Genomic DNA, 24530 nt, shown 5'->3' on the forward strand with positions numbered 1-24530 from the left:
TCGGCGGCAGGATTAGGCGGTCCGTCCGGATTGACATGGAACGTAAGCGAGCCGGGACGGCGGAAACAAGCCATCGCTTCCGCCGCGGATTCCACACCCGAATCCCGGCACGGAATTCCGGTCACCCTCCGTGGATTACGGATCTTGGCTTTCCGCGAGGTGCCGGGGAATACCCCACGGCCGCGCCACCACACACCGTCACGGATATGATCCCGCTCACGAGGGGCCGGCCATCTCCCGCGCAATCAGGGCACGTTCGACTAAATACATCAAATCGGACATGTCATGGCCACCGCCCGTACCGGACCGGCACTCCGCGGGTACGGCCGGCGTTCCGATACGGCCCGCGCGGCACCTCCGGGCACCCGCCACAAGCGCGGAAGAAGGCGGACGCCGAGATGATTGCCCGACGAAACAATGTCGTATCGTCACGGAAGTGAACGCTCCGGCGACCCGCGCCGGCGACCGAGCCTCCAGGAGTGAACGTGACGCAGCAGCTGCCGCAGACCCCGCCGACGGAGCCCGAGCTGACGGGGGTCCGCAACTTCCGGGACGTGGGCGGGCTCCCCGCCGCCGACGGGCGCCGGGTGCGTTTCGGACGGCTCTACCGCAGCGGTCATCTGGCGCACGCGACCCCCGAGGACGCCGCCTTCCTCTCGGGCCTCGGCCTGCACACGGTCTTCGACTTCCGCAACAGCGCCGACCACAAGCTCGACGGACGGGACGTGGAGCTGCCGGGCGTGCGCAATGTGAGCATCCCGCTCAGCGACCCCGCGGACGGAGCCGAGTTCTGGCGGATGGTCCGCGACGGGAACATGGCCGAGCTGCGGTCGATCCTGGCCGACGGCAAGGGCACCGACCGCATGATCGCCTCGTACCGCCGGACCATCCTGGACCGCACGGCCGAGCACAGCCGCGTGCTGCACGCCCTCGCCGAGGACAGCGTGCCGGCGCTGATGCACTGCGCGGCGGGCAAGGACCGGGCCGGGCTCTCGATCGCCGTGGCCCTGCTCGCGGTCGGCGTGGAGCGCGACGCCATCGAGGCCGACTACCTGAAGTCCAACGACGCCCACCGCCGCTACCGGGTCCGCCGCAGCGACACCTCACCGGCCGGCACCTCGCCCGAGGTGATGGAACTGCTCAATCCGCTCTTCGGCGCCCACCGCGACTACCTGGCCGCGGCCTTCGACACGATCGACTCCACCTGGGGCGGCACCGACCGCTACCTCGCCGACGGGCTGAAGCTCGCCGCGCCGACGCGCGAGCGGCTGCGCGAGCGCCTGCTCGACGGGGTCTGACCGCGGGCGTGGTGCCCCCGCCCGGCGGGGGCACCACGAGCCGCTACTGGTTGTGCATCCCCACGGCGAAGAGCAGATAGAGGAAGCCCGCGATGACGTGCCCGGCCACCAGATAGGCGAAGAGCCTGATGACGAGCCCGCGGGGCATCTTCTTCTCCTGCGGGTCGTAGTTCTTGGTCCGCGTCGGGGTGAGCGGGTCGTAGTTCTCGGAATCCGACATGACGGTTCCTCTCTGCCAGCCCGGGGGCCGGTGGCGGGCGGTGCCTCAGGGACGGTGGACGGCGCCGCCGAGACACAGCTCGGCGGCGGGGCTCTGCAGCAGGGTGTGGACGAAGAGCAGTTCGGCACCCTCGCGGCCCGCGGCCGTGATCCGGTGCGGGGTGAGCGAGTCGAAGTGCGCGCTGTCGCCGGGCGCGAGGTCGTGCACGGATTCACCGAGGACGACCCGGAGGTGCCCGGTCAGGACGTACAGCCACTCCTCGCCGGGATGGACGCGCACCAGATCGCCCTGGGCCCCGTGGGGGACGAGGACGCGCAGTGCCTGCATCGCCCGGCCGGAGCCGCCCGCCTGCTGGTACGTCCAGCCGTCGGCCTCGGCACCTTCGAACCTCCGGCCGCGGACGATCGCGTCACGTTCCGGGGGCATCTCTCCCAGCAGCTCGGAGACCGTCGTACCGTAGATCCTGGCCAGACCGAGCAGCATCGGCAGCGAGGGCTGGCGCCGTCCCGTTTCGAGCCGGGAGAGATGGGCGGGCGAGAGTCCGGCCCGCTGGGCGGCGCTCTCCAGGGTGAGACCACGGCTGCGGCGCAGGTCGCGCAGGCGGGGCGCGACCCCGGGCAGCTCGTCGGCCACCCCTCCTTCCGGAGGATTCATACTCTTATTGGGCCAGGAACTTTCCTCGGAGGCAAATTTCTTGCCTCCGAGGCAAATCCCTCCGCGGTCCGGCCGCTCAGCGGTTGGCGACCGCCTGTTTGACCAGGGTGCGCCCGAAGTCCCACATCAGTCCGCCGCCGTTGTGCGCGTCGTCCATCACCGCCGTGAACGCGGTCACGAACCGGTCCACGTCCGCGTCGTCGATCACCAGGGGCGGGATCAGTTTGATCACTTCGAGGTGGTCGCCGGAGACCTGGGTCAGGATGCGGTGCTTCTGGAGCAGGGGGACGACCACCATCTGCGCGAAGAGCCCCTTGCGGGCCGCCTGGAGCATGGTCCAGCGGCTGCGCAGCTTCAGCGAGGACGGCCGCCCGAACTCGATGCCGATCATCAGCCCGCGTCCGCGCACCTCGTGCAGCAGCTCGTAGCGGCCGACCAGCGCGGCCAGCCGTTCGCGCAGCAGATCGCCGGTACGCCGGGCGTGGGCGACGGTCTCCTCGTCCTCCATCACCGAGAGGACGGCGAGCCCGGCCGCCATCGCCTGGGCATTGGCCCCGAAGCTCGCGGAATGGACCAGGACGCGGTCCATCGAGGAGTAGACGCGTTTGAAGATCCAGTCCTTGCCGAGGGTCGCGCCGACCGGTACGTAGCCGCCGGAGAGCGCCTTGGCGACACAGACCAGATCGGGCTCCACGCCCTCCTCGTGCTGGTACGCGTAGAAGTCGCCGGTCCTGCCGAGCCCGGTCTGCACCTCGTCGGCGATCAGGAGCGCCTTGTGCCGGTGCAGCAGTTCCTGGGCCTCGCGCAGGAAGCCGGGCGGCGCCGCGTGCACCCCCTTGCCCTGGATCGGCTCGACGACGAGGGCGGCCACGTCGCCGCGCTTCAGCTCGCGGCGCAGCGCGTCGAGGTCGCCCAGTTCGATGGCGGTGTCGGGCAGCAGCGGGGCGAAGCCGTCGCGGAAACCGGACTCCCCGTTGACCGAGAGGGAGCCGGTCGTCAGCCCGTGGAAGGCGTGCGCGCAGTACAGGACCCTGGGCCGCCCGGTGGCGAACCGGGCGAACTTGAGCGCGGTCTCCACCGCCTCCGTACCGCTGTTGCCGAAGAAGACCCGGTCCAGGTGCGGGCTGTGCGTGAGCAGCTTCTCGGCCAGCAGACCCGGCAGGGGCTGGCAGTCGAAGCGGGTGAGGTCAGCGAGGGAGGCGTCCAGGACGTCGTGGAGCGCCCGGCGGACCACGGGGTGGTGGCGGCCGAGACCCATCACGCCGAAGCCGGCCAGCATGTCCAGGTAGTCGTTGCCCTCCGCGTCCCAGAAGTGGGCGCCCTCGGCCCGTTCGTAGACCTTGTCGAAGCCGATGGTGTGCAGCATGCGCGGCAGCTGGTGGTTGAGGTGCTTGGTGTGCAGTTCGTAGCGTTCGGCGCCTCGCTCCGCGAGGAGCCGTGCCAGATCGAAGCCCTTGGGCCCCTCGTCGTTCATGCTCCGCTCCCCTGGTGACCGTGGTCCGGGGCGCTCCGCCCCGTGCCGTCCGCCGCGTCCCGGGCGGCCAGTACGGCGCCGATCCGGCCGGCGATCTCGACCGGTGTGAGTCCGATGTCGGCCAGCACCTCGGCTCGTTTGCCGTGGGCGAGGAACTGGTCGGGAATGCCGAAGGTGCGCAGCGGTACGTCGACGTCGGCGTCCCGCAGCGCCATGCCGACGGCGGAGCCGACGCCCGCCGCCCTGCTGTTGTCCTCGACGACGGCGACCAGCCGGTGCGCGGCGGCGAGCGGGGCCAGGGCCGGGTCGACCGGCTTGACCCAGCGGGGGTCGACCACGGTGCAGCGGATGCCGGCGCCGGTCAGCAGATCGGCGGCCTGGAGGCAGACCGGGGCCATGACGCCGACGGCGACCAGCAGCGCGTCGGCGTCCTCCGCGCGGTGCAGGACGTCCATCCCGCCGATCCGGCCGACCGCCGGAACCGGCTCGCCGACGGATTCCTTGGGGAACCGCAGGAGCGTCGGGGCGTCGTCCACGGAGACCGCCTCGCGCAGTTCCTCGCGCAGCGTCACCGCGTCGCGCGGGGCGGCGATCCGCAGCCCGGGGACGACCTGGAGGATCGACATGTCCCACATGCCGTTGTGGGAGGCGCCGTCCGGACCGGTGACGCCGGCCCGGTCCAGGACGAAGGTCACCCCGCACCGGTGCAGGGCGACGTCCATCAGCAGCTGGTCGAAGGCCCGGTTGAGGAAGGTCGCGTAGACGGCGACGACCGGGTGCAGTCCGCCCGTGGCCAGTCCGGCGGCGGAGACCGCCGCGTGCTGTTCGGCGATGCCGACGTCCCAGACCCGGTCGGGGAAGGCCTCGGCGAACCTGGTCAGCCCGACGGGGTGCAGCATCGCCGCCGTGAGCGCGACGACGTCCGGCCGCTCCGCGCCGATGGCCGCGATCTCGTCCCCGAACACCGAGGTCCAGGAGGGCCCGGGGGCCGGACCGAGCGGCACACAGGTCAGCGGATCCATCGCGCCGACCGTGTGGAAGCGGTCGGCCTCGTCCTCCAGCGCGGGGGCGTAACCGCGTCCCTTCTCGGTGATGCAGTGGACCAGCACCGGGCCGTGGAAGCGCTTGGCGCGCTGGAGGGCTGACTCGACGGCCGCCGTGTCGTGGCCGTCGACCGGGCCGAGGTACTTGAGCCCCAGGTCCTCGAACATGCCCTGCGGGGCGAAGGTGTCCTTGAACCCCTTTTTGGCGCCGTGCAGCGATTCGTACAGCGGCCTGCCCACCACGGGGGTCTGCTGGAGCACGTTCTTGCCCCAGGAGAGGAAGCGCTCGTAGCCGTCGGTGGTGCGCAGGGTGGCGAGGTGGTCGGCCAGGCCACCGATGGTGGGGGCGTAGGAGCGCTCGTTGTCGTTGACGACGATGATCAGCGGGCGGTCCTTGGCGGCGGCGATGTTGTTCAGCGCCTCCCAGGCCATGCCTCCGGTGAGGGCTCCGTCGCCGATGACCGCGACGACGTGGTTCTCCCTGCCCAGGACCTCGTTGGCCTTGGCCAGGCCGTCCGCCCAGCCCAGCACGGTCGAGGCGTGCGAGTTCTCGATGACGTCGTGCTCGGACTCCTCGCGGGAGGGGTAGCCCGACAGACCGCCCTTGCCGCGCAGTTTGGAGAAGTCCTGACGGCCGGTGAGCAGCTTGTGCACATAGCTCTGGTGGCCGGTGTCCCACAGGATCCGGTCCACGGGCGAGTCGAAGACCCGGTGCAGGGCGATGGAGAGTTCCACCACGCCGAGGTTGGGCCCCAGATGGCCCCCCGTCCTGGCCACCGCCCGGATCAGGAAGGTCCGGATGTCCTCGGCCAGTTCGTCCAGCTGCGCTCCGTTCAGCGCCTTGAGATCGTGCGGCCCCCGGATGGACGGCAACAGCGACATTCCGGGCCCCCTCTCTGCTCCTGTTTCCACACCCGACGACGGCGGGACCCCCGCGGGGTGCCCGCGCGTCCGTGACCCCGCCGGCCCGGCCCGTCGCGAGGGGCCGGGCCGGCAGTTCCCGGAGACCGGCGGTGCCGGTCCTCAGGCGGTCGTCACCTCAGCGGTTTCCGCCGACGGTCTCCCGTGCGGCCCGCAGGGACTCCTTGAGCGATCCCATGGTGGCGAGCACGGCGGTCGGCTCGTAGCCGCAGTGCGCCATGCAGTTGGCGCAGCGCGGGTCCTTGCCCCGGCCGTACTTGTCCCAGTCGGTGTCCTCGATGAGCTGCCGGTACGTCGGCACATAGCCGTCGCTCATCAGATAGCAGGGGCGCTGCCAGCCGAACAGCGAGTAGTTGGGGATGGCCCAGGCCGTGCAGGGGAAGTCCGCCTTGCCCTCCAGGAAGTCCAGGAAGAGCGGGGAGTGGTTCAGGCGCCAGCGGGTCCGGTTGCCGCCCGCGAAGGTCTTCCGGAACAGTTCGCGGGTCTGCTCGACGCCCAGGAAGTGCTCCTGGTCGGGTGCCTTCTCGTAGGCGTAGGCGGGCGAGATCATCATCTCGTCGACCTTGAGGTCGTCGTTGAGGTAGTTCAGGACCTCGATGATGGTCTGCGGGGTGTCGGTGTTGAAGAACGTGGAGTTGGTGGTGACCCGGAAGCCGCGGCTCTTGGCCTCCTTGATGGCCGCCACCGCCTCGTCGAACACCCCTTCCTTGGCGACCGACTCGTCGTGCCGTTCGCGCAGTCCGTCGATGTGCACGGTGAAGGCGAAGTAGGGCGAGGGCGTGAACTTGTCGAGCTTCTTGCGCATCAGCATGGCGTTGGTGCAGAGGAAAACGTATTTCCTCCTGGCCACGAGCTGGCGGACGATTTCGTCGATCTGCGGGTGCATCAGGGGTTCGCCACCGGCGATGGAGACCATCGGCGCGCCCGATTCGAGCACGGCGCCGACCGCCTGGGCCACCGGCATGCGCTGCTTGAGCACTCCGGCCGGATGCTGGATCTTCCCGCAGCCCTCGCAGGCGAGATTGCACGCGTACAAGGGCTCCAACTCGACAATCAGCGGAAACTTGTCCCGCTTTCGGAGCTTCTGTTCAATGAGGTACGTCGCAACCTTGATGGACTGACGGAGCGGCATGGCCATCTGGCTCACCTCCTGGGGAGCAGCAAAGATCGGTGCCATTCATAGAAAGCGGGAAGGACGGCACGAAGAACGCGGAATGCCGATATTCCACCGCGGACCGTGCCGATGCGGACGAGCTCGTGCTCCGGAGCGTCCACGACCACCCGTACGGCGGCAACAGGGCGCGGCCCGGCCCGCAGTGCGGTGCTCAGGGTCGCGGCGGACTCCATGTCCACCGCGATCGCTCCGGTGGCCCGCAGCTCGGCCCGCTCGTGTCCGCGTACGACATGGGCGGAGCCGGTCAGCGGACCGGTGTGGACGGTGCGTCCGGGGACGGCCCTGGCCAGCGCCTCGGCCAGCAGTTCCGTACCCGTGCAGGGGACCGGCTGCCCGGCGGCGCGGGTCTCGTCGGCCACCACCAGATCGCCGGGGTGCATTCCGGGGGCGAGTCCGGCGCAGAACCCGGAGGCGATGACGGCGGCGCCGCGCGCCCGTTCGCCGTCGAGCGCCCGTGCCACGGCCGCCTCGGCGGCCCTGGGTCCCATGCCCGTACGCAGGACGGTCACCGGGCCCGGTGCGGCGCCCGCGCGGCCCCGGCCGCTGCGCAGGGCCAGCTGCTCGATGCCCAGCGCGCAGGCGACGAGCAGCGGGGCGGCGGGGCCGGGTGCCCCCCGGGCATCGCCCATCAGGCCCCCTCGCCGAGCGGGACCCGGCCGGCGAACGGGTCGCCGTGCACGTACCGTCCGAGCGCGGTCAGCGGGAAGACCTGCCGGTAGAGGTGGTAGTTGATGGAGAAGTCCCAGGGGAAGCCGGTCCCGGTGAAGTACGGCTCGTCCCACGAGCCGTCGGCCTGCTGGCTGTCGGTCAGCCAGGCGATGCCCCGGGCGACGGCGGTGGTGTCGCGCCGTCCGGCGGCGAGCAGGGCCAGCAGCGCCCAGGCGGTCTGGGAGGCGGTCGAGGCGCCGTGGCCGATCCACTTCTCCTCGGTGTACGAGCGCAGGTCCTCGCCCCAGCCGCCGTCGTCGTTCTGGACGGACTCCAGCCAGCCGACCGCCCGGCGGACGGCGGGGTGCGAGGCGGGCAGTCCGGCGGCGATCAGGGCGGGGACCACCGACCCGGTCCCGTACACGTAGTTGACGCCCCATCGGCCGAACCAGCCGCCGCCGGCGTCCTGTTCGGCGAGCAGCCACTCGATGCCCCGGCGGGTCGCCGGGTGCTGGGCATGGCCCTCGACGGCCAGCATCTCCACCACATGGCCGGTGACGTCGGCCGAGGGCGGGTCGATGACCTCGCCGAAGTCGCAGAAGGGCAGCCGGTTGGGGAAGGCGCTGGTGTTGTCGGCGTCGAAGGCGCCCCAGGCTCCGTTGCGGGACTGCATGCCGACGTTCCAGCGCACTCCGCGCCGGATGGCGGCGTCCACCCGCGCCTGGTCGGGGTGGCGGACCCGGCGCAGGGCGAGGACCACCTCCGCGGTGTCGTCGATGTCGGGGTAGTTGTCGTTGTGGAACTCGAACGCCCAGCCGCCGGGGGCCAGTCGGGGCCTGCGCACGGACCAGTCCCCCGGCCGGTCGATCTCCTCGCCGAGCATCCAGTCGGCCGCCCTGACGAGCGCGGGGTGGTCGGGGGCGACCCCGGCGTCGGCCAGCGCGATGGTCGCGAGGCAGGTGTCCCAGACCGGGGACTGGCAGGCCTCGATCATGCGGGCGCCGTCCTCGCGCCGCACCGCGAAGCGGTCCAGCGATTCCAGTCCGGCGCGCATCACCGGATGGTCGAGGTCGTAGCCGAGCAGGTGCAGGGCGATGACGGAGTACACGGCGGGCGGCTGGATCCCGCCCCAGCAGCCGTCGTTCTCCTGGCGTTCGATGATCCAGCGGGCGGCGGCGTTCATCGCGACCTTGCGCAGTCCGCGCGGGGCGACCCGGTGGTAGAGGTGCAGGGCCTTGTCGAGGCGCTGGAAGATCCCGTCCCAGCTGGTCGCGGGGGCCGGGCGGCGCGGCGGATTGGGGTCGGCCGGATCGGTGTGCAGTTCGTCCAGCGCGAAGGGCGCGGGCCGCACCGGCCGTTTCGCCGAGACGACGGTGAGCGGGACGATGGTCTGGCGCGCCCAGCAGCCGAAGTCGTAGATGTTGAGCGGGACCCACTTCGGGAAGAACATCAGCTCAGGCGGCAACTCGGGCAGGTCGTCCCATTTCCACCAGCCGAAGAGGGCCAGCCAGATCCGGGTGAAGACCCGGCTCGCCGCGATGCCGCCCTGTTCCCTGATCCATCCTGCGGCGCGGGCCATGTGCGGGTCGTCCGGCCGGTCCCCGGCCAGGCGCAGGGCCACATAGGCCTCGATGGTGGTGGAGAGTTCCCCGGGGCCGCCGTGGAAGGTGGCCCAGGTGCCGTCACCGAGCTGTTCGCCGCGGATGAAGAGCGCCGCGGTCCGGACGGTCTCGGGATCCTGGATGCCCAGGAACTGGCGGAGGAGCAGGTCCTCGGCGTCCATGGTGACGTTGGTGGCGAGGTCCCCCTTCCACCAGCCCTGCTCGTCCTGCCGGCCGAGGAGGTGCTCCACCGAGCGTTCCGCGGCCCGCCGCGCGGCGGTGAGGACGTCGTCCGCGGCGATGGTTGATTCGGTTGTCGGTTCGCTGGCCGCGGCTGCTCGGGGGTCCACAGCCCCGGTGCTTCCGTCGGTCGTCGCTGTCATGGCTTCCCCTTCGTGCAGTTGGTGCGCTGCTGTGCTGGGGTCTCCGTCGGCCGGCGCCCGTCAGGGGCGCCGGCCGGCGACTGCGAGTCATATGGAGGGGATGATGATCATCTCTTTCGTACGACGACGAAGTCCGCGAGCGCCGTGAGCTGCGCCCGCACGGATTCGGGCATGTCCACACCATGCAGGGCCTCGATGGCGACCGCATGCTGCCGACGGGCCTCCTGGGCGGTCCACTCGCGGCCGCCCGCCTCCTCGATGAGCGCCGCACGGGCGGCGAACTCCTCTTCGGAGAAGCTGTCGAAGTCGCTGCTCTTGGCGTCCGCGGCGAGCAGTTCGCCCAGGCGCTCGGAGGCCGGTCCGCCCGCGGCCAGCGCGGCGACGACCGGCAGGGACTTCTTGCGCTGGCGCAGATCGCTCCAGGTCTGCTTGCCCGTGGACTCCGGGTCGCCCCAGATCCCGAGCAGATCGTCGACGGCCTGGAAGGCGAGCCCCAGGTGGTAGCCGTAGGCCTCCAGCACGTCGGCGGTGCGGTCGTCCGCGCCGCCGAGCACCGCGCCGATGGAGCAGGCGCAGGCGAGCAGGGCGCCCGTCTTGTTGCCCTCCATCTCCAGGCACTCCTCGACGGTGACCCGCTCGCGGTGCTCGTAGGAGATGTCCTGGGCCTGCCCGTCGATGAGCTTGCGGGTGGCCGTGGTCAGCCGGCGGGCCGCGCGGCCCGCCTCCACGGTGCCCAGCTCCAGCAGGATCTCGTTGGCCAGGGCGAACAGCGCGTCGCCGACCAGGATCGCCTGGGCGGGGCCGTGCACCTTCCACACCGTGTCGCGGTGGCGGCGCTGCTCGTCGCCGTCCATCAGGTCGTCGTGCAGCAGCGAGAAGTTGTGCACGAGTTCGACGGCCACGGCGCCGGGGACGCCGGCCTCGGGTGCGGCACCGGCCGCCTCCGCGGACAGCAGGGCCAGCGCGGGGCGGACGGCCTTGCCGCCGTCACCGTCCGAGGGCCTGCCCTGGGCATCGATCCAGCCGAAGTGATAGGCGGACACGGTGTCCATGGGCGGTGCGAGCCGGTCGACCGCGGCGCGCAGCACCGGCGTGGAAAGGGCCCGCCCGCGCTCCAGAAGCGCGGTGACGTCCGTGGTCTCCGCCACGGTGTCGGAAGCCGGATTCGCCGGGGTCACTGACTCTCCTCTTGTTCCGGTGGTACTGCTCATGCCGCCTCCTGCAGCGGATGTTCATGGGGGCGGCCGAGCGCCCGGAGCGCGGCGTCCGCGGCGACGGAGCCACTGCGCACGGCGCCCTCCATCGTGGCGGGCCAGCCGGTGGCGGTCCATGCTCCGGCCAGGAAGAGGCCGGGGGCGCGGGTCCGCGTGCCGGGCCGCAGCCGGCCGACGCCGGGCGCGGGGGCGAAGGTCGCCGTGCGCTCCCGGGTGACGAAGAAGTCCCGGATCCCCGCCCCGCGAGCGGCGGGCAGCAGTCGTTCGAGTTCGGGCAGGTAGCGGGCGCGGAGCTCCGCGACCGGCAGGTCGATCTCGTCGCCCGCGGCGGACTGGGAGACCGCGAGGTACTGGCCGGGGCCGGTCAGACCGGACGCCTCGGTCCGGTCGAAGACCCACTGGACCGGGGAGCCAAGCGCCGCGAAGAACGGCCGCCGGAGCACCTTGCGGTCGTAGACCACGTGCACGTTGAGGATCGGCGAGGTGCCGATCTCCAGCAGCCGTTCGGGGGCGTCCAGCGCTCCGGGCGGCAGCAGGGCGTGGGTCTCGCGCTGCGGGATGGCGAGGACGACGGTGTCCGCCTCGATGCGTTCGCTCCCGGTGTCGACCGTCCAGTGCCCCTCGTCGCGGGTGAGCGCGCCGGCCTTGGTCCGCAGCGCGGTGCGGACTCCGGCGGCGTCCAGGGCCGCGCGGCTCAGGGTGTCGTGGACGGCGCCGAGCGGGACGGCGGCCCAGCCGATGTCGGCGGCGCCCGGCTCGGAGAGCAGCCCGGTCTTGAAGACCTTGGCGGCCAAGCCGAGGGAGGCGTTCGGCGCGGTGGCGTTCAGCGTGGCCACACCGACCAGGTCCCAGAGCGCCTCGACGGTGCGGGGCGACTGGCCGTGCCGGGCGAGCCAGCTGCCGAAGTCGACTCCGTCGAGCGCGGGGTCCTCCGGGTCCAGCCGGCCGAGCGCGAGCGCGGCGCGGCCGACGCTCGCGCGTTCGGCGAGCGAGAGGTGCGGATAGCCGGCGAGCCCGGCGGCCAGGTGGAACGGCACCGGCAGCCCGTTGCGGCGGATCCGTCCGAGGCGGGGTCCCGAGGGCCGCCCGACATCGAGTACCGGCACGTCCAAACGGTTTTGCAGCGGTGCGAGCGAGGTCCCGCCGACGCGGTCGAGGAACCAGCTGTAGGCGGTGCAGCAGCGCAGATAGACGTGCTGGCCGTTGTCGACGGTCAGCTCGCCGCGCCGGAACGAGAAGACCAGGCCGCCGAGACGGGGCCGTCCTTCGAGCAGGGTCACGTCAAGCCCGGCGTCGGCCAGACGCAGGGCGGAGGTGATCCCGGCGAGTCCGCCGCCGATCACGACCGCCCGGGAGGAACGTGTCGCTCCGCCGGTCATGCGTCCCCCTCTCGCCAGGTCTTTTCCGTCAGTGACGCATCCGTGCGGCGGAGGGTTGCCCGGCGTACGGAGAGATCATCCATGATGCACATGGTGCGCGAGATGTCCCCGTGACGCATTCAGACACGCCCCCGGGTCGTGCGCCGGGACATGTGGCGCGCGTCGAGACCGGACAGTCCGCGCACCGCGACGTACGCCTTCTCGTGGCCCGGCAGCGACACCCGGCCGCGCAGCACGGCCTCGGGGTCGCGCTCGATGCGGTCCAGGAGCCGGCGGTAGATGCCGGCCATGGCCGCCACACAGGCCCCGCTGCGCCGGTCGAGCATCGGCAGCAGCCGGTAGCCCTCGGCGAACAGGGTGCGGGCGCGCCGCACCTCGAAGTGGACGAGCCCGGCGAAGTCGGAGCCGGGCGGCGGGGTGGCGCGGTGGAATCCGGCCGAGCAGCCGAATTTGGCGAGGTCGTCGGCCGGCAGATAGGTGCGGCCGTTGCCGGCGTCCTCGCGGACGTCGCGCAGGATGTTCGTCAGCTGGAGCGCGAGGCCCAGCGTGTCGGCGTACTCGGCGGCGCGCTCGGCGCCCGGGGCGCCCGGTTCCGTACCGAAGACGCCCAGGCTGAGGCGGCCGATGGCACCGGCGACGCAGCGGCAGTAGACCTTGAGGTCGTCCCAGGTCTCGTAGGTGGCGCCACGCACGTCCATGAGCACGCCGTCGATCAGCTCGTCGAGCCCTTCGAGCGGCAGCGGGAAGCGGCGGGCCGCGTCGGCCAGCGCGACGGCCACCGGGTCGGTGTCGTCCTCGTCGACCGCGCCGGCCCGGATCCGGTCGAGCAGGGTGCGGGTGCCCTCCAGCCGGACGCGCTTGGTCTCCGGATCCAGCTCGCCGTCGCCGATGTCGTCGACCCGGCGGGAGAAGGCGTACAGCGCCGACATGGCCTGTCGCTTCTCCGCGGGCAGCAGCCTGATGCCGTACGCGAAGTTACGCGCCTGCTGTCCGGTGACCGCCTCGCAGTAACTGTATGCGGCCTGCACCGGTGCCGACATGTACGTCGTCTGTCCCTCCACGGTCCGGCTCACCCCTCTCTACGCGCGCTTCGCAAGACAACTCCCACCTCGCGCAGAAGGCTGGGCTTGGTGGGTTTGGGTGGTCCGGGCAGTACGTCGAACCCGGCGGCCGCGATCGCGGAGAGGGCGGCGCGCCCCCCTCCCACGAATCCGGCGAGAAGCAGCTTGAGCCTGCCGTGGACGCTACCCACCAAGGGGGTGCCTTCATTCAGCAGATGTGCGGCTCGTTCCGCTTCGTACGCGATCAGTGCGCGCACCGAGGCGTTCCCGGAGGGGGCGGCCAGGTCGTCTTCGGAGACATGGAACCTGGCCAGGTCCTCGGCGGGCAGATAGATCCGGTCGCGGCCCAGGTCCTCGGAGACGTCCTGGAGGTGTTCGACGATCTGCAGGGCGGTGCAGACGGCGTCGGAGCGGCGGATGCGCTCGGGGCTCGCGGTGCCGGTGATCTGGAGGACCAGGCGGCCGACGGGGTTGGCGGAGAGCTCGCAGTAGGCGAGCAGTTCCTCGTACGTCCCGTAGCGGCGGACCTTCTGGTCCTGCCGGTTGGCCTCGATGAGGCCGACGAAGGGTTCGGGGGTGAGCGCGCGGCGCCGCACGGTGGGGCGCAGGGCCGCGAGCAGGGGGTGGTGCGGGGTCTCGCCGGCGGTCCCGAAGAGCCGTCCCAGGTCCCGCTCCAGCGCGTCGAGCATGGCGACGCGGTCCTCGGCCCCGTCCGGGCCGAGCCCGAGATGGCGGGCGTCGGCGCCGCCGGGGGCCAGATCGCCGTCGCCGATGTCGTCGACGAGCCGGGCGAAGCCGTAGACCGCCATCAGATCGTCGCGCCAGGCGCGCGGCAGGAAGAAGGGGGCCACCGGGAAGTTCTCGTCGGCGGCCTTGTCGAGGGTCGCGGGAACGGCGGAATCCAGCCGCGTCCGTTCGGTGCGGGTCACTGCCGACCGCCCTGCGCGGGGACGGCGTGAGCACCTCGGAGCTGGAGATCTTCCGTCATAGCCGTCACATCTCCCGTTCTACACTGCTGACCCAAAACATCCCATTCCGGACACGCCGCCCGCCCTTCCGAGTGCGGCGGACGGCTACGGGCGGCCCACCCAGGCGGTATCGCCCCACTTGCAACGAATCAGCACCGGTACAGCTTACGTTGTACAACGCTCATCCATACCCCGGGGGGCGACGCACACCGGGGGTGCGCACATGGCGTGGTCAACTTTCCCCTTGCGCAAGGAGATTGACGTCATCCGGCGGGAGGAGATCGGGCGGGCCCACGTACGACGACACGCGGATGTCCGAAACCCGTCGCTCCTCCCGGGAGACGGAGCGGCCCCGCCGGGGGTGCCGACGGGGGCTCGGGGCGCCTCGGACCAGAGCGCTCAGGGCCGCCCGCCGCCGACGCCGCCATCGGTGAGGATGACCTGCTGGAGATCGCGCAGGGCGGTGCCGGGTTCCAGGCCGAGCTCGTCCTGGAAGACCCGGCGCGCACGCTGGTAGACGTCGAGGGCCTCGGCCCGGCGGCCGGATTCGAGCAGCGCGATCATCTCCTTCTCCCAGAGCCCCTCACGGAGCGGATTGCCGTCGCGCAGGGCGCGGAGCTCCGCAAGGGTGGCGATGTGACCACCGATGCGGTGACTGGCGTCGATGCGCAGCTCCGCGGCGGCGAGGCGAGCCTCTTCAAGGCGCTCGGCCTCCGTGCGGACCGTGGGCGAGACCGGGACGTCCTCCATGGCGGGACCGCGCCAGAGCTCGAGGGAGCTGCCCAGGACGGTGAACGCCTTCTCGTAGGCACCCTCGGCAAAAAGTCCCTGGCCCTTGGCGTGGAGGGCCTCGAAGCGGCAGGCGTCCAGTCGTGCCGGGTCGAAGACCAACCGGTAGCCCGGGGCCTTGGTGACCAGCACCGTGCGGTCCCGGTCGCCGAGTTGGCGGCGCAGGCGCATCACGTACTGCTGGACCAGGTTGCGCTGGTCCCGTTTCGGATGGGAACCGGGGCTCCACAGCTCCTCGACCAGCCGGTCGATGGATATGGTCCGGCCGGCGGCGGCCAGCAGCACTGCCAGGAGTATCCGGACCTTCGGTCCTCCCGCGGACTTCCACGTCAATCCGTCAAGTATCTCCAACGCGCCTAGAACCCGAAAATCACACATTCTTCGCCCCCATAACAAGCGTGAGGGGACAGCGGTCGAGCATTCCACAGGAATCGCGTCACTCGTCCCTCTCGAACCCCACGCCATCCCGCCTCCATCCTTGCAACCGGACCAGTGTCCGGACGACCCCCCTGGGGAATATGGCAAGAAGTCGCCGACACATGTCGTCTTTCTCGGCTGAGCACCCGTGACTCGTCCGCGGTCGGGCTGGCGGCACGCCGACGCCGTCGGCGCACGGGCCCGGGCGCCGACGGCAGCTCATGGGACGACCGGAGGCGGTCAGTCGGCCAGGATCGCGCTCTCGCTCTCCCGTGCGGGCGGGACATCGGGCGCACCGCCCCCGGAGGCGTCGGCGGCCGGCCGTCGTCCCGGAAGGAAGAAGGCCGGGAGCAGGGCGAGAGCAGTGAAGAGCATCGCCCACCAGAACGGCGCGCCGAAGGATTCGGCCAGACCTCGGGCCATCGTCCCGCCGGGCTCGACCTGACCGAGGGAGTGCACGTTCGCGGGCAGCTCGTCCTTCAGCCGCTGCTGGAGCACGACGGCGAGGATCGTGGTGCCCAGGGAGGCACCGACCCGCTGGAAGACGTTGAACGCGCTGGTCGCGCTCGGCGCGGTCTCCTTCGGCACGCTCGCGAAGGCGATCGTCATGGTCGGCATCATCGACGCGCCCAGCCCGAATCCGCGGACCACCAGGGTGACGCCGAGGAGCAGTTGGTTCGGGTGGGCGTCGATGAGCGCGTACGGGAGGGTGCCGACCAGGGCCAGCACGATGCCGATGACGGTGAGGTTCCGGACCCCCAGCCGGGCGGTGAGCGCGTTCATCAGGACGATCGCCAGCAGATACCCCAGGCTCTGAGGGAGGAGGAGCAGCGCGGAGTTCAGCACGCTGGTGCCCCGTACGACCTGGTAGTACATGGGCAACGGGATCAGCACGCCGTACATCGCCATGCTCATCAGGAAACCGGCCAGGGTGCCGGACCTGAAGTCGGGGACCTTGAACAGCCTCAGGTCCAGCAGGCCCTCGGTCCGGCTCCTCAGCGCCCGCGCACCGAAGGCCAGCAGCAGCACCGCCCCGGCCACCAGGCCGCCGATCACCTTGCCCGACCCGAAGCCACCGGCCGAGCCGGCCTCGGAGAGTCCGTAGACGAGCAGCGCCAGGCCGGGCAGCAGCAGCACCAGGCCGGTCAGGTCGAGCCGGGCTCCGGCCGAGGGGGCGACGACGTTCTTCACCTTGGCCAGCACGAGCGCGATGGTCACGACACAGAACGGGACGTTGATGAAGAAGATCCAGCGCCAGCTGAGGTGGTCGATGAGGACGCCGCCGAGCGAGGGGCCGATGAGCGGGGCGAACAGGGCGGGGACGGTGACGATGGACATCAGCCTGCCGAGCCGCTTCGGCCCCGCCGCCTGAGCCAGCAGCGCCTGGCCCACCGGAACCGCCAGGCCGCCGCCGATGCCCTGGATCACCCGGAAGACGATCAGGCTGGACGCGGACCAGGCGAATCCGGAGAGCAACGAGCCGACCAGGAAGACGACCTGCGAGAAGATGACCGTCTGCTTCGCTCCGAACCGGGCCGTGGCCCAGCCGCTCATCGGAATCGCCGCGGTGATGGCGAGCAGGTACCCGGTCACCACCCACTGGACCGTGGCCAGGTCGGAATCGAACACCTTGGCGAGCGGCCCGATGGCGACGTTGATGATCGTCGCGTCCAGCAGGCTGGCGAAGCCGCCCAGGGCCATGATGCCGCTCAGCCACCAGAGTTCCGGAGTCACACGGTCGGACCCACCGGCCTCGACCGGAGCCTTTTTCGCTTTCACAACTGGCCTTCCCTCGTGGACCTTGCCCTGGAGCGCCATGCTTCCACAACACCTGTCATCTGTGCAACAAGTGTTGGATAGATGCTCCGGGTGGTGTCCGCCGGGCTCCCGTCAGGCCGTGGCGCGCAGCTCCCGCGCGATCCGGGCGAGCACGTGCCGCCCCGATTCCGCCAGGAAGAAGTGGCCGCCCGGCACCTGCGAGAGCTGGAAGCGGGCCGTGGTCTCGGCACCCCAGCCGGCCATCGCCGCCGCGGTGGCCATCGGGTCGGCGTCCCCCGCGAATCCCTGGATCGGCACGGCCAGCCGCTCCCTCGGCCGCTTGCGGTAGCCGGCCGCCATCGCCAGATCGGCCCGGAGCGCCGGGAGCACCCGTGCGACCAGCCCCGGCCGGGCCAGCACGCTCCCGGGCGTGCCGCCGGTGCGCCGCAGCCACTCGGTCAGTTCGGCGTCCGAACCGCTCCACTCCGGCTGCGGACGCAGCACGTCCGGTGCGACGCCGGCTCCGACGAACAGCCCGAGCGGCTGCCGCGACCGGGGTGAGCGTGCCAGTTCGTGCGCCAGGGCGAGACCGACGACGCTGCCCACGCTGTGGCCGTAGAGGGCGTACGGGCCGTCCAGATACGGATCCAGTACGACGGCGAGGCGGGCGGCCAGGGACCGGGCATCGTCGAACGCGGGCTCCGCCAACCGCTGTTCGCGTCCGGGCGGCCGCACGGCGAGGACCTCCACCCCCATGTCCGGCCCGGCGTGCAGCCAGTCGCGGTAGACCCCGGCGCCACCGCCCGCGTACGGCAGGCAGATCAAGCGGACCCGCCTCGCCGCGCCCCGGCCGGGCAGCTGCCGGAGCCAGGGGTTCCGTGTTCCGTCCGTCCTCGCCCGTGTCCCCGCCGCCATCCGGCCGCCCTCCCTGTCCGGGTACCGACACCGTCACCGACCGGACGGTCTCCCGCCGAGCGTTCCACCGCCCGTAGCGCCGGAACAGCGGCGGACGAGCAGGCCGAGCGGCGGACCGGTACGACCTGACCGGTCGGGTACCTCGATGAGAGCCGCCACGAGCACTCGCAGGAGCAGTCCGTTCGAGGGGTAACAGCACCGGCCCACCAGGTGAGACTCGACCCGCGAACGTCAACTTCCTGTGCTGAAGGGTGGATCATGAGACCAAGTTCCGGAGGGACGGCGGTCCGCCTGGCGCGGCTGTCCCGGCACCGCGACGAACGATTCCTGTTCGTCCCCATGGACCACTCGGTGGCGGACGGTCCCATCGTCCCGGCCGCGCGGTTCAACGGACTCGTCCGCACGGCCGTGGAGGGCGGCGCCGACGCCGTCGTGGTGCACAAGGGGCGGGCGGCGAGCATCGAGGCGGGCCTGTTGCGCGACTGCTCCCTGGTCGTGCACCTGAGCGCCAGCACGGCGCACGCCCGCGACGCGGACGCCAAGGTGCTGGTCGGCGATGTCGAGGAGGCCGTCCGGCTGGGCGCCGACGCGGTGAGCGTGCAGGTGAACATCGGCTCCGAGACCGAGAGCCGCCAGCTGGCCGACCTCGGTTCCGTGGCCGACGCCTGCCGGCGCTGGAACGTACCGCTGCTGGCCATGGTGTACCCCCGCGGGCCCCGGATCGCCGATCCGCACGATCCGGCGCTGCTCTCCCACGTCGTCAACGTGGCCGCCGACCTCGGCGCCGACCTGGTGAAGACGACCTGGGCGACACCGCTGGAACGGCTGGCGGAGGTCGTGGAGAGCTGCCCGATACCGGTGCTCACGGCGGGCGGTCCGAGCAATCCCGGTGTCGATCCGGTGGCATACGCGACCGGGGTGATGGCGGCCGGCTGCGCCGGTCTGGCCATCGGCCGCACCTTCTTCGAGAGCAGCTCGCCCGCCCGCGTGATCCGCGCGCTCGCGGCCGTGGTCCACCGGGCCCCGGACGGCGCCGGGCACGACACCCTGCCCACGGACCCGCTCGAACCGGCCCGGCCCGTACCGGTCCGCTGAGCGGGACAGGCCGCGGCCACCGCGCAGGATCCGGCCTCCGGCCGGCCCACCGCCTCGGACAACCACCGACGGAGACACCCCATGTATGAAGAGACCCGCGATTTCATCCTGACCGTGATCAGGGACGTGATCAACCTCCCGCTGCCCGCCGAGGTCGAGGACGGCCTGCCGCTCGGCGAGGAGGGCCTGGGCCTGGAATCGCTCGCCACGATCGAGCTCGTGCTGCAGCTGGAGGGCCGGTACGGCATCGAGCTGCCCGAGGAGGAGCTCGACCCCGCCCTCGTCCCCGACCTCCGCACCTTCGTGCGGACCGTGGTCGAGCGGCGCGCGGCGACGGCGGAGAGCGTGGCCCGGTGATCACTCAGACGGAGCTCGTCCGACTCCTGGAGGACAGCGGCCTGCCGCTGGGCGAGTGGGACAGCGGCACCGAACTGGTCCTCGACTCACTGGCCTTCACCTGGCTGATCCATCTGCTGGACGAACGCCACGGAATCCTCGTCGCGGAGGAGGACGAGGAGGCACTGGGCGCGAGCGACTCCGTCGGCACGCTGCACCGCAACGTGCTCCGGCTGCAGTCCGCCGGAACCCGCCGGGAGGAGGCCCGGCGTGCCTCGTGAGGTGGCGATCACCGGCTACGGCGTCCTGACGGCCTTCGGATTCGGCGCCGACGCCCTGCGCCGAGGCGTCTTCGGGGGCAGACCCGGTTTCGTCCCCGTCAGCCGCTTCGACCCGGCTCCCTTCCACGCCGGCCTGGCCGCCACCTTCGAGGGCGCCGGGCCGGAGATTCCGGGCGTCGTGGTCAAACCCGGCTACACACCGACCCAGGCCGAGGTGCTGCACGCCTGCACCGCGGAAGCGCTCCGGGTCGCGGGCACCGACGCCGTCGGCGCCCCCGTCCTGCTGGGCACCAACGGCGACCACTCGGCGGCCCGGACGTTCTGGACGGACCAGGCCGAGGGCCGGGAGAGCACCGACCCGCGCGTCCTGGACAGCCTTCCGGCGGCACTGCCCCAGCGGATCGGCGAGGCATTCGGCCTGGGCCGCCTGCGCCTGGCCTTCGTCAACGCCTGCGTCGCCTCGACCAACAGCATCGCGTACGGCGCGGAGCTGATCCGGCGGGGCTCGGCCGACACCGTGGTCTGCGGCGGCGCGTACCTGGTCACCGAGGACGTCTTCGCCAAGTTCGACTCCGGCCGGGCGCTCAGCAAGGAGGGTGTGGTGCGCCCGTTCGCCGCGGGCCGGGCCGGTCTGCTCCAGGGCGACGGCGCCGCGGTCCTGGTGCTGGAGTCCGCCGAACGCGCACGGGCCCGCGGTGCCGAGGTGCTGGCGGAGGTGGCCGGCTGGGGCATGGCGGCGGACGCCTACCACGTGGTCAAACCGCATCCGCGGGGCGAGGGCCTGGCACGGGCCGCGAACGCCGCGCTCCGCCGTGCGGGTCTGGCGCCGGAGGACATCGGCTACGTCAACGCGCACGGGACGGGCACCCCGCTGAACGACGTGGCGGAGACGGCCGCGCTGCACAGCGTCTTCGGCGCGCACGCGCCCCGTGTGCCGGTCAGTTCGACCAAGAGCAGCACCGGTCACATGCTGGAGGCCACCGGCGCCGTGGAGGCGGTCATCACTCTCCTGGCGCTGCGCGACGGCCTGCTGCCGCCCACGATCGGCTACCAGGAGCCCGACCCCGCCTGCGACCTGGACTACGTCCCGAACCGGGCCCGGCCCGCCGAGATCACCCACGCGCTCTCGCTCAACGCCGCCTTCGGCGGGGTCAACGCCGCACTCGTGCTGAAGCGGGTGTGAGCGCGGTGACCGGCCGCCGGCGCCCGCTCCGCCACAGCTCCACGGGAGGAACCCGATGACGATGCCGCTCGTACAGCCCATGTCCGTCGTGGCCGGGGCCTGCCGGGCACCCTGGGGAGCGGCCGCCGACGGCCTGCCCGGTGCGGCACCGGTCCCGCTGCCCAACGTCCCCGGCTTCGTGACCTCGCGGTTCAGTCCGCTGGTCGCCGCGGCCGTGGACGCCTGCCTGGGCGGACCGCAGGACGAATCCGGCCCGGTGGCCGGCCGCGGCGAGCGGACCGCGATCGTACTCGCCACCGCCTGCGGGGACATCACCACGACGGACACCGCCACCCGGCGCATGGTCGACGGGCAGGTGCACAGCCCGCTGCTGTTCTTCCAGTCGGTGACGACCTCGGTGCTCGGTCATGTCAGCAAGCGCTACGGCATCACCGGCCCGGTCAGCTGCGTCGCGAACGGCGACGGTCTCGCCCCGCGGGCGCTGGAGCTGGCCGGGATCATGCTTGAGGACGACTGGCTCGACCAGGTGCTGCTGATCGGCGTCGACATCGAGGCCGCCGAACGCGTCGGCTGGGTACGCGACCATCTGGACGGGACGTACCCGCTGGGCCCGCTGCCGCACGGGGACGCCGTCGTCGCACTGCTGCTCCGCCGCGGCCCGGACGCCGACGGGCCGGCGCCGGACCGGTCCCTCACCGCACCTCAGTCTGCCGAGTACGGCTGGCTGGCCCCCCTGGTCGCCCTCTGTCCGGCGACCGGGCAGCGGCCCACCGTCTGACCTCACGACCGTCCGACCACCCGACCGCACAAGGAGCGTCCCATGGAAAGAATCAGCTTCGGTGCCTTCCTGTCACCCCTCCACCCGCTGGGCGAGGACCCGGCACTGAGCCTCTGGCGCGACCTCGAACTCGCCGAGTGGCTTGACCAGTTGGGTTACGAAGAGCTGTGGGTCGGCGAACACCACTCGGCCGGCTGGGGGACGGTCTCCTCGCCCGAGCTGTTCATCGCCACCGCGGCCGAGCGGACCCGGCGCATCCGGCTCGGCACCGGGGTCGTCAGCCTCCCCTACCACCACCCGTTCATGGTGGCCTCGCGGGCCGTGCAGCTCGACCATCTGACCGGCGGGCGCTTCGCCCTCGGGGTCGGCGCGGGCTCGATCCCGTCCGACATGCACTTCCTGGGCATCGACCCCGCGGACACCCGCCGCCGCACCGCCGAGTCGCTGGACGTGATCCACCGGCTGCTCACCGGCGACGAGCCGGTCACCCGGGTCACCGACTGGTTCGAACTGCACGACGCCCGCCTCCAATTGCGTCCGCGCCGGGCCGCCGGACTGCCGCTGGCGGTCTCCAGCGCCGTCTCCCCGTTCGGCATGCGGCTGGCCGGACAGTACGGTGCCGCCCCGCTCTCCTTCGGCGTCCCGCCCCGCCCGGGCTCCTCCGTCGACGACCTGGCCGCCCAGTGGCAGCACGCCGTGGACTCGGCGGCCGAGCACGGACGCACGATCGACCGGGCCGACTGGCGGGTCGCCCTGTCGGTGCACGTCGCGGACAGCCGTGAGCAGGCGCTCGACGACCTCGTCGACGGCTGGATGCGCTACCGCAACGAGTACTGGGCGCTGCTCGGCACACCGCCGGTGCACTCGCGGACCGAGGCCCGCAAGGCCCTGGCCGAGCTGATCGACCGGCGCAGCACGATCGTCGGCTCCGTCGACGAGTGCATCGACGCGGTACGCGACGTGCAGGAGGCGACCGGTGGATTCGGCCGGCTGCTGGTGAATGTCCTGGACTGGGCCGACCGGGAAGCGATGAAGCGCAGCTTCGAGCTGTTCGCCCGCTTCGTGGCACCCCGGTTCAACGGCTCGCTGGACGGCGTCTCGGCATCGTACGGGTGGGTCGCCGAGCAGGCGCGGGCCCAGGCCCGGCGCGCCGCCGCCGGATAGAGGGCGGCCGGCGAGGACCGGTCCCGTGAACGCGCTGTCCCGCCCGTGCTCCGGAGCACGGGCGGGACAGCGCGTTCACGGGGTCACCCGCCGAACCGGGCCACCAGTTCCCGTTTGAGTACCTTGCCACTGGGGCCGAGCGGCAGCGCGTCCACGAACTCCACCCGGCGCGGGTACTTGTACGCCGCCAGCCGCTCCCTGCTCCAGTCGACGAGCCGCTCCCCGAGTGCGGCGCCGGGCGACGATCCCGGGCCGGCGACGACCACGGCGCAGACCTCCTCGCCGTGGCGCGGGTCCGGCACTCCCACGACGGCGACCTGCGCGACGGCGGGGTGGCGCATCAGCACCTCCTCGATCTCCCGGGGGTACACGTTGTACCCGTTGCGCAGCACCATGTCCTTCTTGCGGTCCACGACGCTGAGGTAGCCGTCCTCGTCCTTGACGCCGAGGTCGCCGGAGCGGAACCAGCCGTCCACCAGCACTTCGGCGGTGGCCTCGGGCCGGTTGAGGTAGCCGGCCATCACGTTGTGCCCCCGGATCACGATCTCTCCGACCTCCCCGGCCGGCAGCACCTCGATCCGGCCCTCGACATCGGCCCCGGCGATCTCCACGTCGACGCCCCAGACCGGTTTCCCGACGGTTCCGGGGCGCGGCGGCCAGGCACTCTGGTTGTAGGCGACCACGGGCGAGGTCTCGGTGAGTCCGTACCCCTCGTACACGGTGCAGCCGAAGGTCCGCTGGAACTCCTCCAGGATGGTCACGGGCAGTGCCGATCCGCCCGAGAACGCCCGGCCCAGGGCGGGCCGGCGCGAGTCGTGCGCGGCAGCGTCGAGCAGGGCGATGTACATCGTCGGTACGCCCATGAACACCGTGCAGCGGCGGCGCACCATCAGGTCCAGCGCCCCCGCCGCGTCGAAACCGGACGTCAGCACCATCGTCGCGCCGGCGCGGAAGCAGACGCCCATGCCGCAGATCTGGCCGAAGGTGTGGAACAGCGGCAGGACGGCGAGCAGGACGTCGTCGGCCGTGAAGCCGAACGGGGAGAGCATCGTCACGCCGATGTTCATCGTGACGTTGAGATGGGTGAGCATGGCGCCCTTGGGGCGCCCGGTGGTGCCCGAGGTGTAGAGCACCACCGCCAGGTCGTCGGGCCGGCGGGGCAGGCAGTGGGCGAGCGGGGCCGCCCGTTCCGCGGACACGTCGAGCCGGGATTCCGCCGGCCCCTCCTCGTCGAGGACGGTGACGACCGGCACCGCGGCCATCTCGGCGCCCTTGCGGCCTTCGTCCAGCAGCGGCCCGGCGCAGATCAGCACCGCGGCGTCGCAGTCGCCCAGGACGTACGCGATCTCCTCGGCCTTGAGCAGGATGTGCACCGGCACCACGACCGCCCCGATCGCCAGGGCCCCGTAGTAGGCCATCGGGAAGTGCTCCGTGTTGGGCAGCAGCAGTGCCACCCGGTCGCCCGGCCCCACCCCTCGGTCGGCCAGAACCGTCGCGTACTGCCTTGCGTGGTACCAGAGTTGAGCGTATGTCAGCTCGCGCTCACCGAGGATCAGCGCCGGATGGTCCGGCCGCCGTGCCGCGGACTCGGCGAGTACCGCCGCCACCGAGAGAGACATCAGGACTCCGTTCGTCGATTGTTGCCCGGCGACCGCCGCCGGGTCCGCCGAAGACGCCGGCGCCGGGGGGGGGGGGGGGGCCCCCCCGGGGGGGGGCGGGGGGGGGGGGGCGCCCCCCGCCCCCGGGGCCCCCGGGGGGGGGGGGCCCGCCCCCCCC

The 24530-nt window shown here is 71.9% G+C and carries 22 protein-coding genes; 7 read left to right on the plus strand and 15 right to left on the minus strand.

Features of this window, described 5'->3' with window-relative positions; all coding sequences use genetic code 11:
• Positions 1-485: 485 nt before the first annotated feature.
• Positions 486-1298 carry a tyrosine-protein phosphatase gene (locus tag ACZ4FH_RS33835; protein WP_467309593.1) on the plus strand — a complete coding sequence of 271 codons (813 nt, stop codon included), beginning with the start codon at positions 486-488 and terminating at the stop codon, positions 1296-1298.
• 43 nt (positions 1299-1341) lie between these two features.
• Here the strand turns inward: ACZ4FH_RS33835 and ACZ4FH_RS33840 are convergent, their stop codons facing one another.
• From ACZ4FH_RS33840 to ACZ4FH_RS33905, 14 genes are all read right to left on the minus strand, one after another.
• Entirely contained in the window at positions 1342-1518 is a 177-nt protein-coding gene (locus tag ACZ4FH_RS33840; protein ID WP_467309594.1) for a DUF6126 family protein, read from the minus strand.
• A 45-nt stretch (positions 1519-1563) separates the two neighbouring features.
• Positions 1564-2172, minus strand: a complete 609-nt coding sequence (locus ACZ4FH_RS33845; protein ID WP_383638161.1) for a helix-turn-helix domain-containing protein — start codon at positions 2170-2172, stop codon at positions 1564-1566.
• 76 nt (positions 2173-2248) lie between these two features.
• Complete coding sequence (locus ACZ4FH_RS33850; protein WP_467309595.1) at positions 2249-3646, minus strand: aspartate aminotransferase family protein; 1398 nt, start codon at positions 3644-3646, stop codon at positions 2249-2251.
• Complete coding sequence (gene dxs / locus ACZ4FH_RS33855; protein WP_467309596.1) at positions 3643-5571, minus strand: 1-deoxy-D-xylulose-5-phosphate synthase; 1929 nt, start codon at positions 5569-5571, stop codon at positions 3643-3645. Before dxs ends, ACZ4FH_RS33850 begins: the two co-directional genes overlap by 4 nt.
• Before the next feature lie 157 nt (positions 5572-5728).
• Positions 5729-6748 carry an adenosyl-hopene transferase HpnH gene (hpnH, locus tag ACZ4FH_RS33860; protein ID WP_383638170.1) on the minus strand — a complete coding sequence of 340 codons (1020 nt, stop codon included), beginning with the start codon at positions 6746-6748 and terminating at the stop codon, positions 5729-5731.
• Between the two features lie 5 nt (positions 6749-6753).
• A complete protein-coding gene (locus tag ACZ4FH_RS33865; RefSeq protein WP_385108069.1) occupies positions 6754-7413 on the minus strand; it encodes a phosphorylase family protein in 660 nt (219 codons plus the stop codon).
• On the minus strand, positions 7413-9416 hold the full coding sequence (gene shc, locus ACZ4FH_RS33870; RefSeq protein ID WP_467309597.1) for a squalene--hopene cyclase: 2004 nt from the start codon (positions 9414-9416) through the stop codon (positions 7413-7415). The genes ACZ4FH_RS33865 and shc overlap by 1 nt, the downstream gene beginning before the upstream one ends.
• Before the next feature lie 107 nt (positions 9417-9523).
• Positions 9524-10627: a polyprenyl synthetase family protein gene (locus ACZ4FH_RS33875; RefSeq protein WP_383638179.1), complete on the minus strand. Its 1104-nt coding sequence runs from the start codon at positions 10625-10627 to the stop codon at positions 9524-9526.
• Entirely contained in the window at positions 10624-12009 is a 1386-nt protein-coding gene (gene hpnE / locus ACZ4FH_RS33880; protein ID WP_467309598.1) for a hydroxysqualene dehydroxylase HpnE, read from the minus strand. Before hpnE ends, ACZ4FH_RS33875 begins: the two co-directional genes overlap by 4 nt.
• Positions 12010-12128: 119 nt before the next feature.
• The gene (hpnD, locus tag ACZ4FH_RS33885; protein ID WP_383638185.1) at positions 12129-13049 is read right to left on the minus strand and encodes a presqualene diphosphate synthase HpnD; all 921 of its coding nucleotides are present in this window, start codon (positions 13047-13049) and stop codon (positions 12129-12131) included.
• Between the two features lie 29 nt (positions 13050-13078).
• A complete protein-coding gene (gene hpnC, locus ACZ4FH_RS33890; protein WP_467309599.1) occupies positions 13079-13999 on the minus strand; it encodes a squalene synthase HpnC in 921 nt (306 codons plus the stop codon).
• A 438-nt stretch (positions 14000-14437) separates the two neighbouring features.
• Entirely contained in the window at positions 14438-15160 is a 723-nt protein-coding gene (locus tag ACZ4FH_RS33895; protein WP_467309600.1) for an AfsR/SARP family transcriptional regulator, read from the minus strand.
• A 324-nt stretch (positions 15161-15484) separates the two neighbouring features.
• Positions 15485-16978 carry an MDR family MFS transporter gene (locus ACZ4FH_RS33900; protein ID WP_467309601.1) on the minus strand — a complete coding sequence of 498 codons (1494 nt, stop codon included), beginning with the start codon at positions 16976-16978 and terminating at the stop codon, positions 15485-15487.
• A gap of 156 nt (positions 16979-17134) precedes the next feature.
• Positions 17135-17827, minus strand: coding sequence for a thioesterase II family protein (locus tag ACZ4FH_RS33905; protein WP_467309602.1), 693 nt, complete (start codon positions 17825-17827; stop codon positions 17135-17137).
• A gap of 348 nt (positions 17828-18175) precedes the next feature.
• On the opposite strand from ACZ4FH_RS33905, the gene ACZ4FH_RS33910 reads away from it, so the two are divergent.
• The 6 genes from ACZ4FH_RS33910 (at position 18176) to ACZ4FH_RS33935 (ending at position 22754) form a co-directional block, all read left to right on the plus strand.
• Complete coding sequence (locus ACZ4FH_RS33910; RefSeq protein WP_467309603.1) at positions 18176-19012, plus strand: 2-amino-3,7-dideoxy-D-threo-hept-6-ulosonate synthase; 837 nt, start codon at positions 18176-18178, stop codon at positions 19010-19012.
• A gap of 81 nt (positions 19013-19093) precedes the next feature.
• On the plus strand, positions 19094-19369 hold the full coding sequence (locus tag ACZ4FH_RS33915; protein WP_467309604.1) for an acyl carrier protein: 276 nt from the start codon (positions 19094-19096) through the stop codon (positions 19367-19369).
• Entirely contained in the window at positions 19366-19629 is a 264-nt protein-coding gene (locus tag ACZ4FH_RS33920) for a hypothetical protein (RefSeq protein ID WP_467309605.1), read from the plus strand. Before ACZ4FH_RS33915 ends, ACZ4FH_RS33920 begins: the two co-directional genes overlap by 4 nt.
• On the plus strand, positions 19619-20812 hold the full coding sequence (locus ACZ4FH_RS33925) for a beta-ketoacyl-[acyl-carrier-protein] synthase family protein (protein WP_467309606.1): 1194 nt from the start codon (positions 19619-19621) through the stop codon (positions 20810-20812). Before ACZ4FH_RS33920 ends, ACZ4FH_RS33925 begins: the two co-directional genes overlap by 11 nt.
• A 55-nt stretch (positions 20813-20867) precedes the next feature.
• Positions 20868-21590, plus strand: a complete 723-nt coding sequence (locus tag ACZ4FH_RS33930; protein ID WP_467309607.1) for a ketosynthase — start codon at positions 20868-20870, stop codon at positions 21588-21590.
• 42 nt (positions 21591-21632) lie between these two features.
• Positions 21633-22754 (plus strand): LLM class flavin-dependent oxidoreductase, encoded by a 1122-nt coding sequence (locus ACZ4FH_RS33935; protein WP_467309608.1) that lies wholly within the window; start codon positions 21633-21635, stop codon positions 22752-22754.
• A gap of 83 nt (positions 22755-22837) precedes the next feature.
• Here ACZ4FH_RS33935 and ACZ4FH_RS33940 read toward each other — a convergent pair whose 3' ends face one another.
• The gene (locus ACZ4FH_RS33940; protein ID WP_467309609.1) at positions 22838-24373 is read right to left on the minus strand and encodes a long-chain-fatty-acid--CoA ligase; all 1536 of its coding nucleotides are present in this window, start codon (positions 24371-24373) and stop codon (positions 22838-22840) included.
• Positions 24374-24530 lie beyond the last annotated feature (157 nt).

Source organism: Streptomyces sp. NPDC024555, from assembly GCF_055559335.1.

Coding starts and splice junctions, on each gene's coding strand:
- hpnH (WP_383638170.1), bottom strand. CDS start 6,748: ATGGCCATGCCGCTCCGTCAGTCCATCAAGGTTGCGACGTACCTCATT.
- ACZ4FH_RS33875 (WP_383638179.1), bottom strand. CDS start 10,627: ATGAGCAGTACCACCGGAACAAGAGGAGAGTCAGTGACCCCGGCGAAT.
- ACZ4FH_RS33850 (WP_467309595.1), bottom strand. CDS start 3,646: ATGAACGACGAGGGGCCCAAGGGCTTCGATCTGGCACGGCTCCTCGCG.
- ACZ4FH_RS33935 (WP_467309608.1), top strand. CDS start 21,633: ATGGAAAGAATCAGCTTCGGTGCCTTCCTGTCACCCCTCCACCCGCTG.
- ACZ4FH_RS33940 (WP_467309609.1), bottom strand. CDS start 24,373: ATGTCTCTCTCGGTGGCGGCGGTACTCGCCGAGTCCGCGGCACGGCGG.
- dxs (WP_467309596.1), bottom strand. CDS start 5,571: ATGTCGCTGTTGCCGTCCATCCGGGGGCCGCACGATCTCAAGGCGCTG.
- ACZ4FH_RS33910 (WP_467309603.1), top strand. CDS start 18,176: ATGAGACCAAGTTCCGGAGGGACGGCGGTCCGCCTGGCGCGGCTGTCC.
- shc (WP_467309597.1), bottom strand. CDS start 9,416: ATGACAGCGACGACCGACGGAAGCACCGGGGCTGTGGACCCCCGAGCA.
- hpnE (WP_467309598.1), bottom strand. CDS start 12,009: ATGACCGGCGGAGCGACACGTTCCTCCCGGGCGGTCGTGATCGGCGGC.
- ACZ4FH_RS33840 (WP_467309594.1), bottom strand. CDS start 1,518: ATGTCGGATTCCGAGAACTACGACCCGCTCACCCCGACGCGGACCAAG.
- ACZ4FH_RS33865 (WP_385108069.1), bottom strand. CDS start 7,413: ATGGGCGATGCCCGGGGGGCACCCGGCCCCGCCGCCCCGCTGCTCGTC.
- ACZ4FH_RS33915 (WP_467309604.1), top strand. CDS start 19,094: ATGTATGAAGAGACCCGCGATTTCATCCTGACCGTGATCAGGGACGTG.
- hpnD (WP_383638185.1), bottom strand. CDS start 13,049: ATGTCGGCACCGGTGCAGGCCGCATACAGTTACTGCGAGGCGGTCACC.
- ACZ4FH_RS33845 (WP_383638161.1), bottom strand. CDS start 2,172: ATGAATCCTCCGGAAGGAGGGGTGGCCGACGAGCTGCCCGGGGTCGCG.
- ACZ4FH_RS33930 (WP_467309607.1), top strand. CDS start 20,868: ATGACGATGCCGCTCGTACAGCCCATGTCCGTCGTGGCCGGGGCCTGC.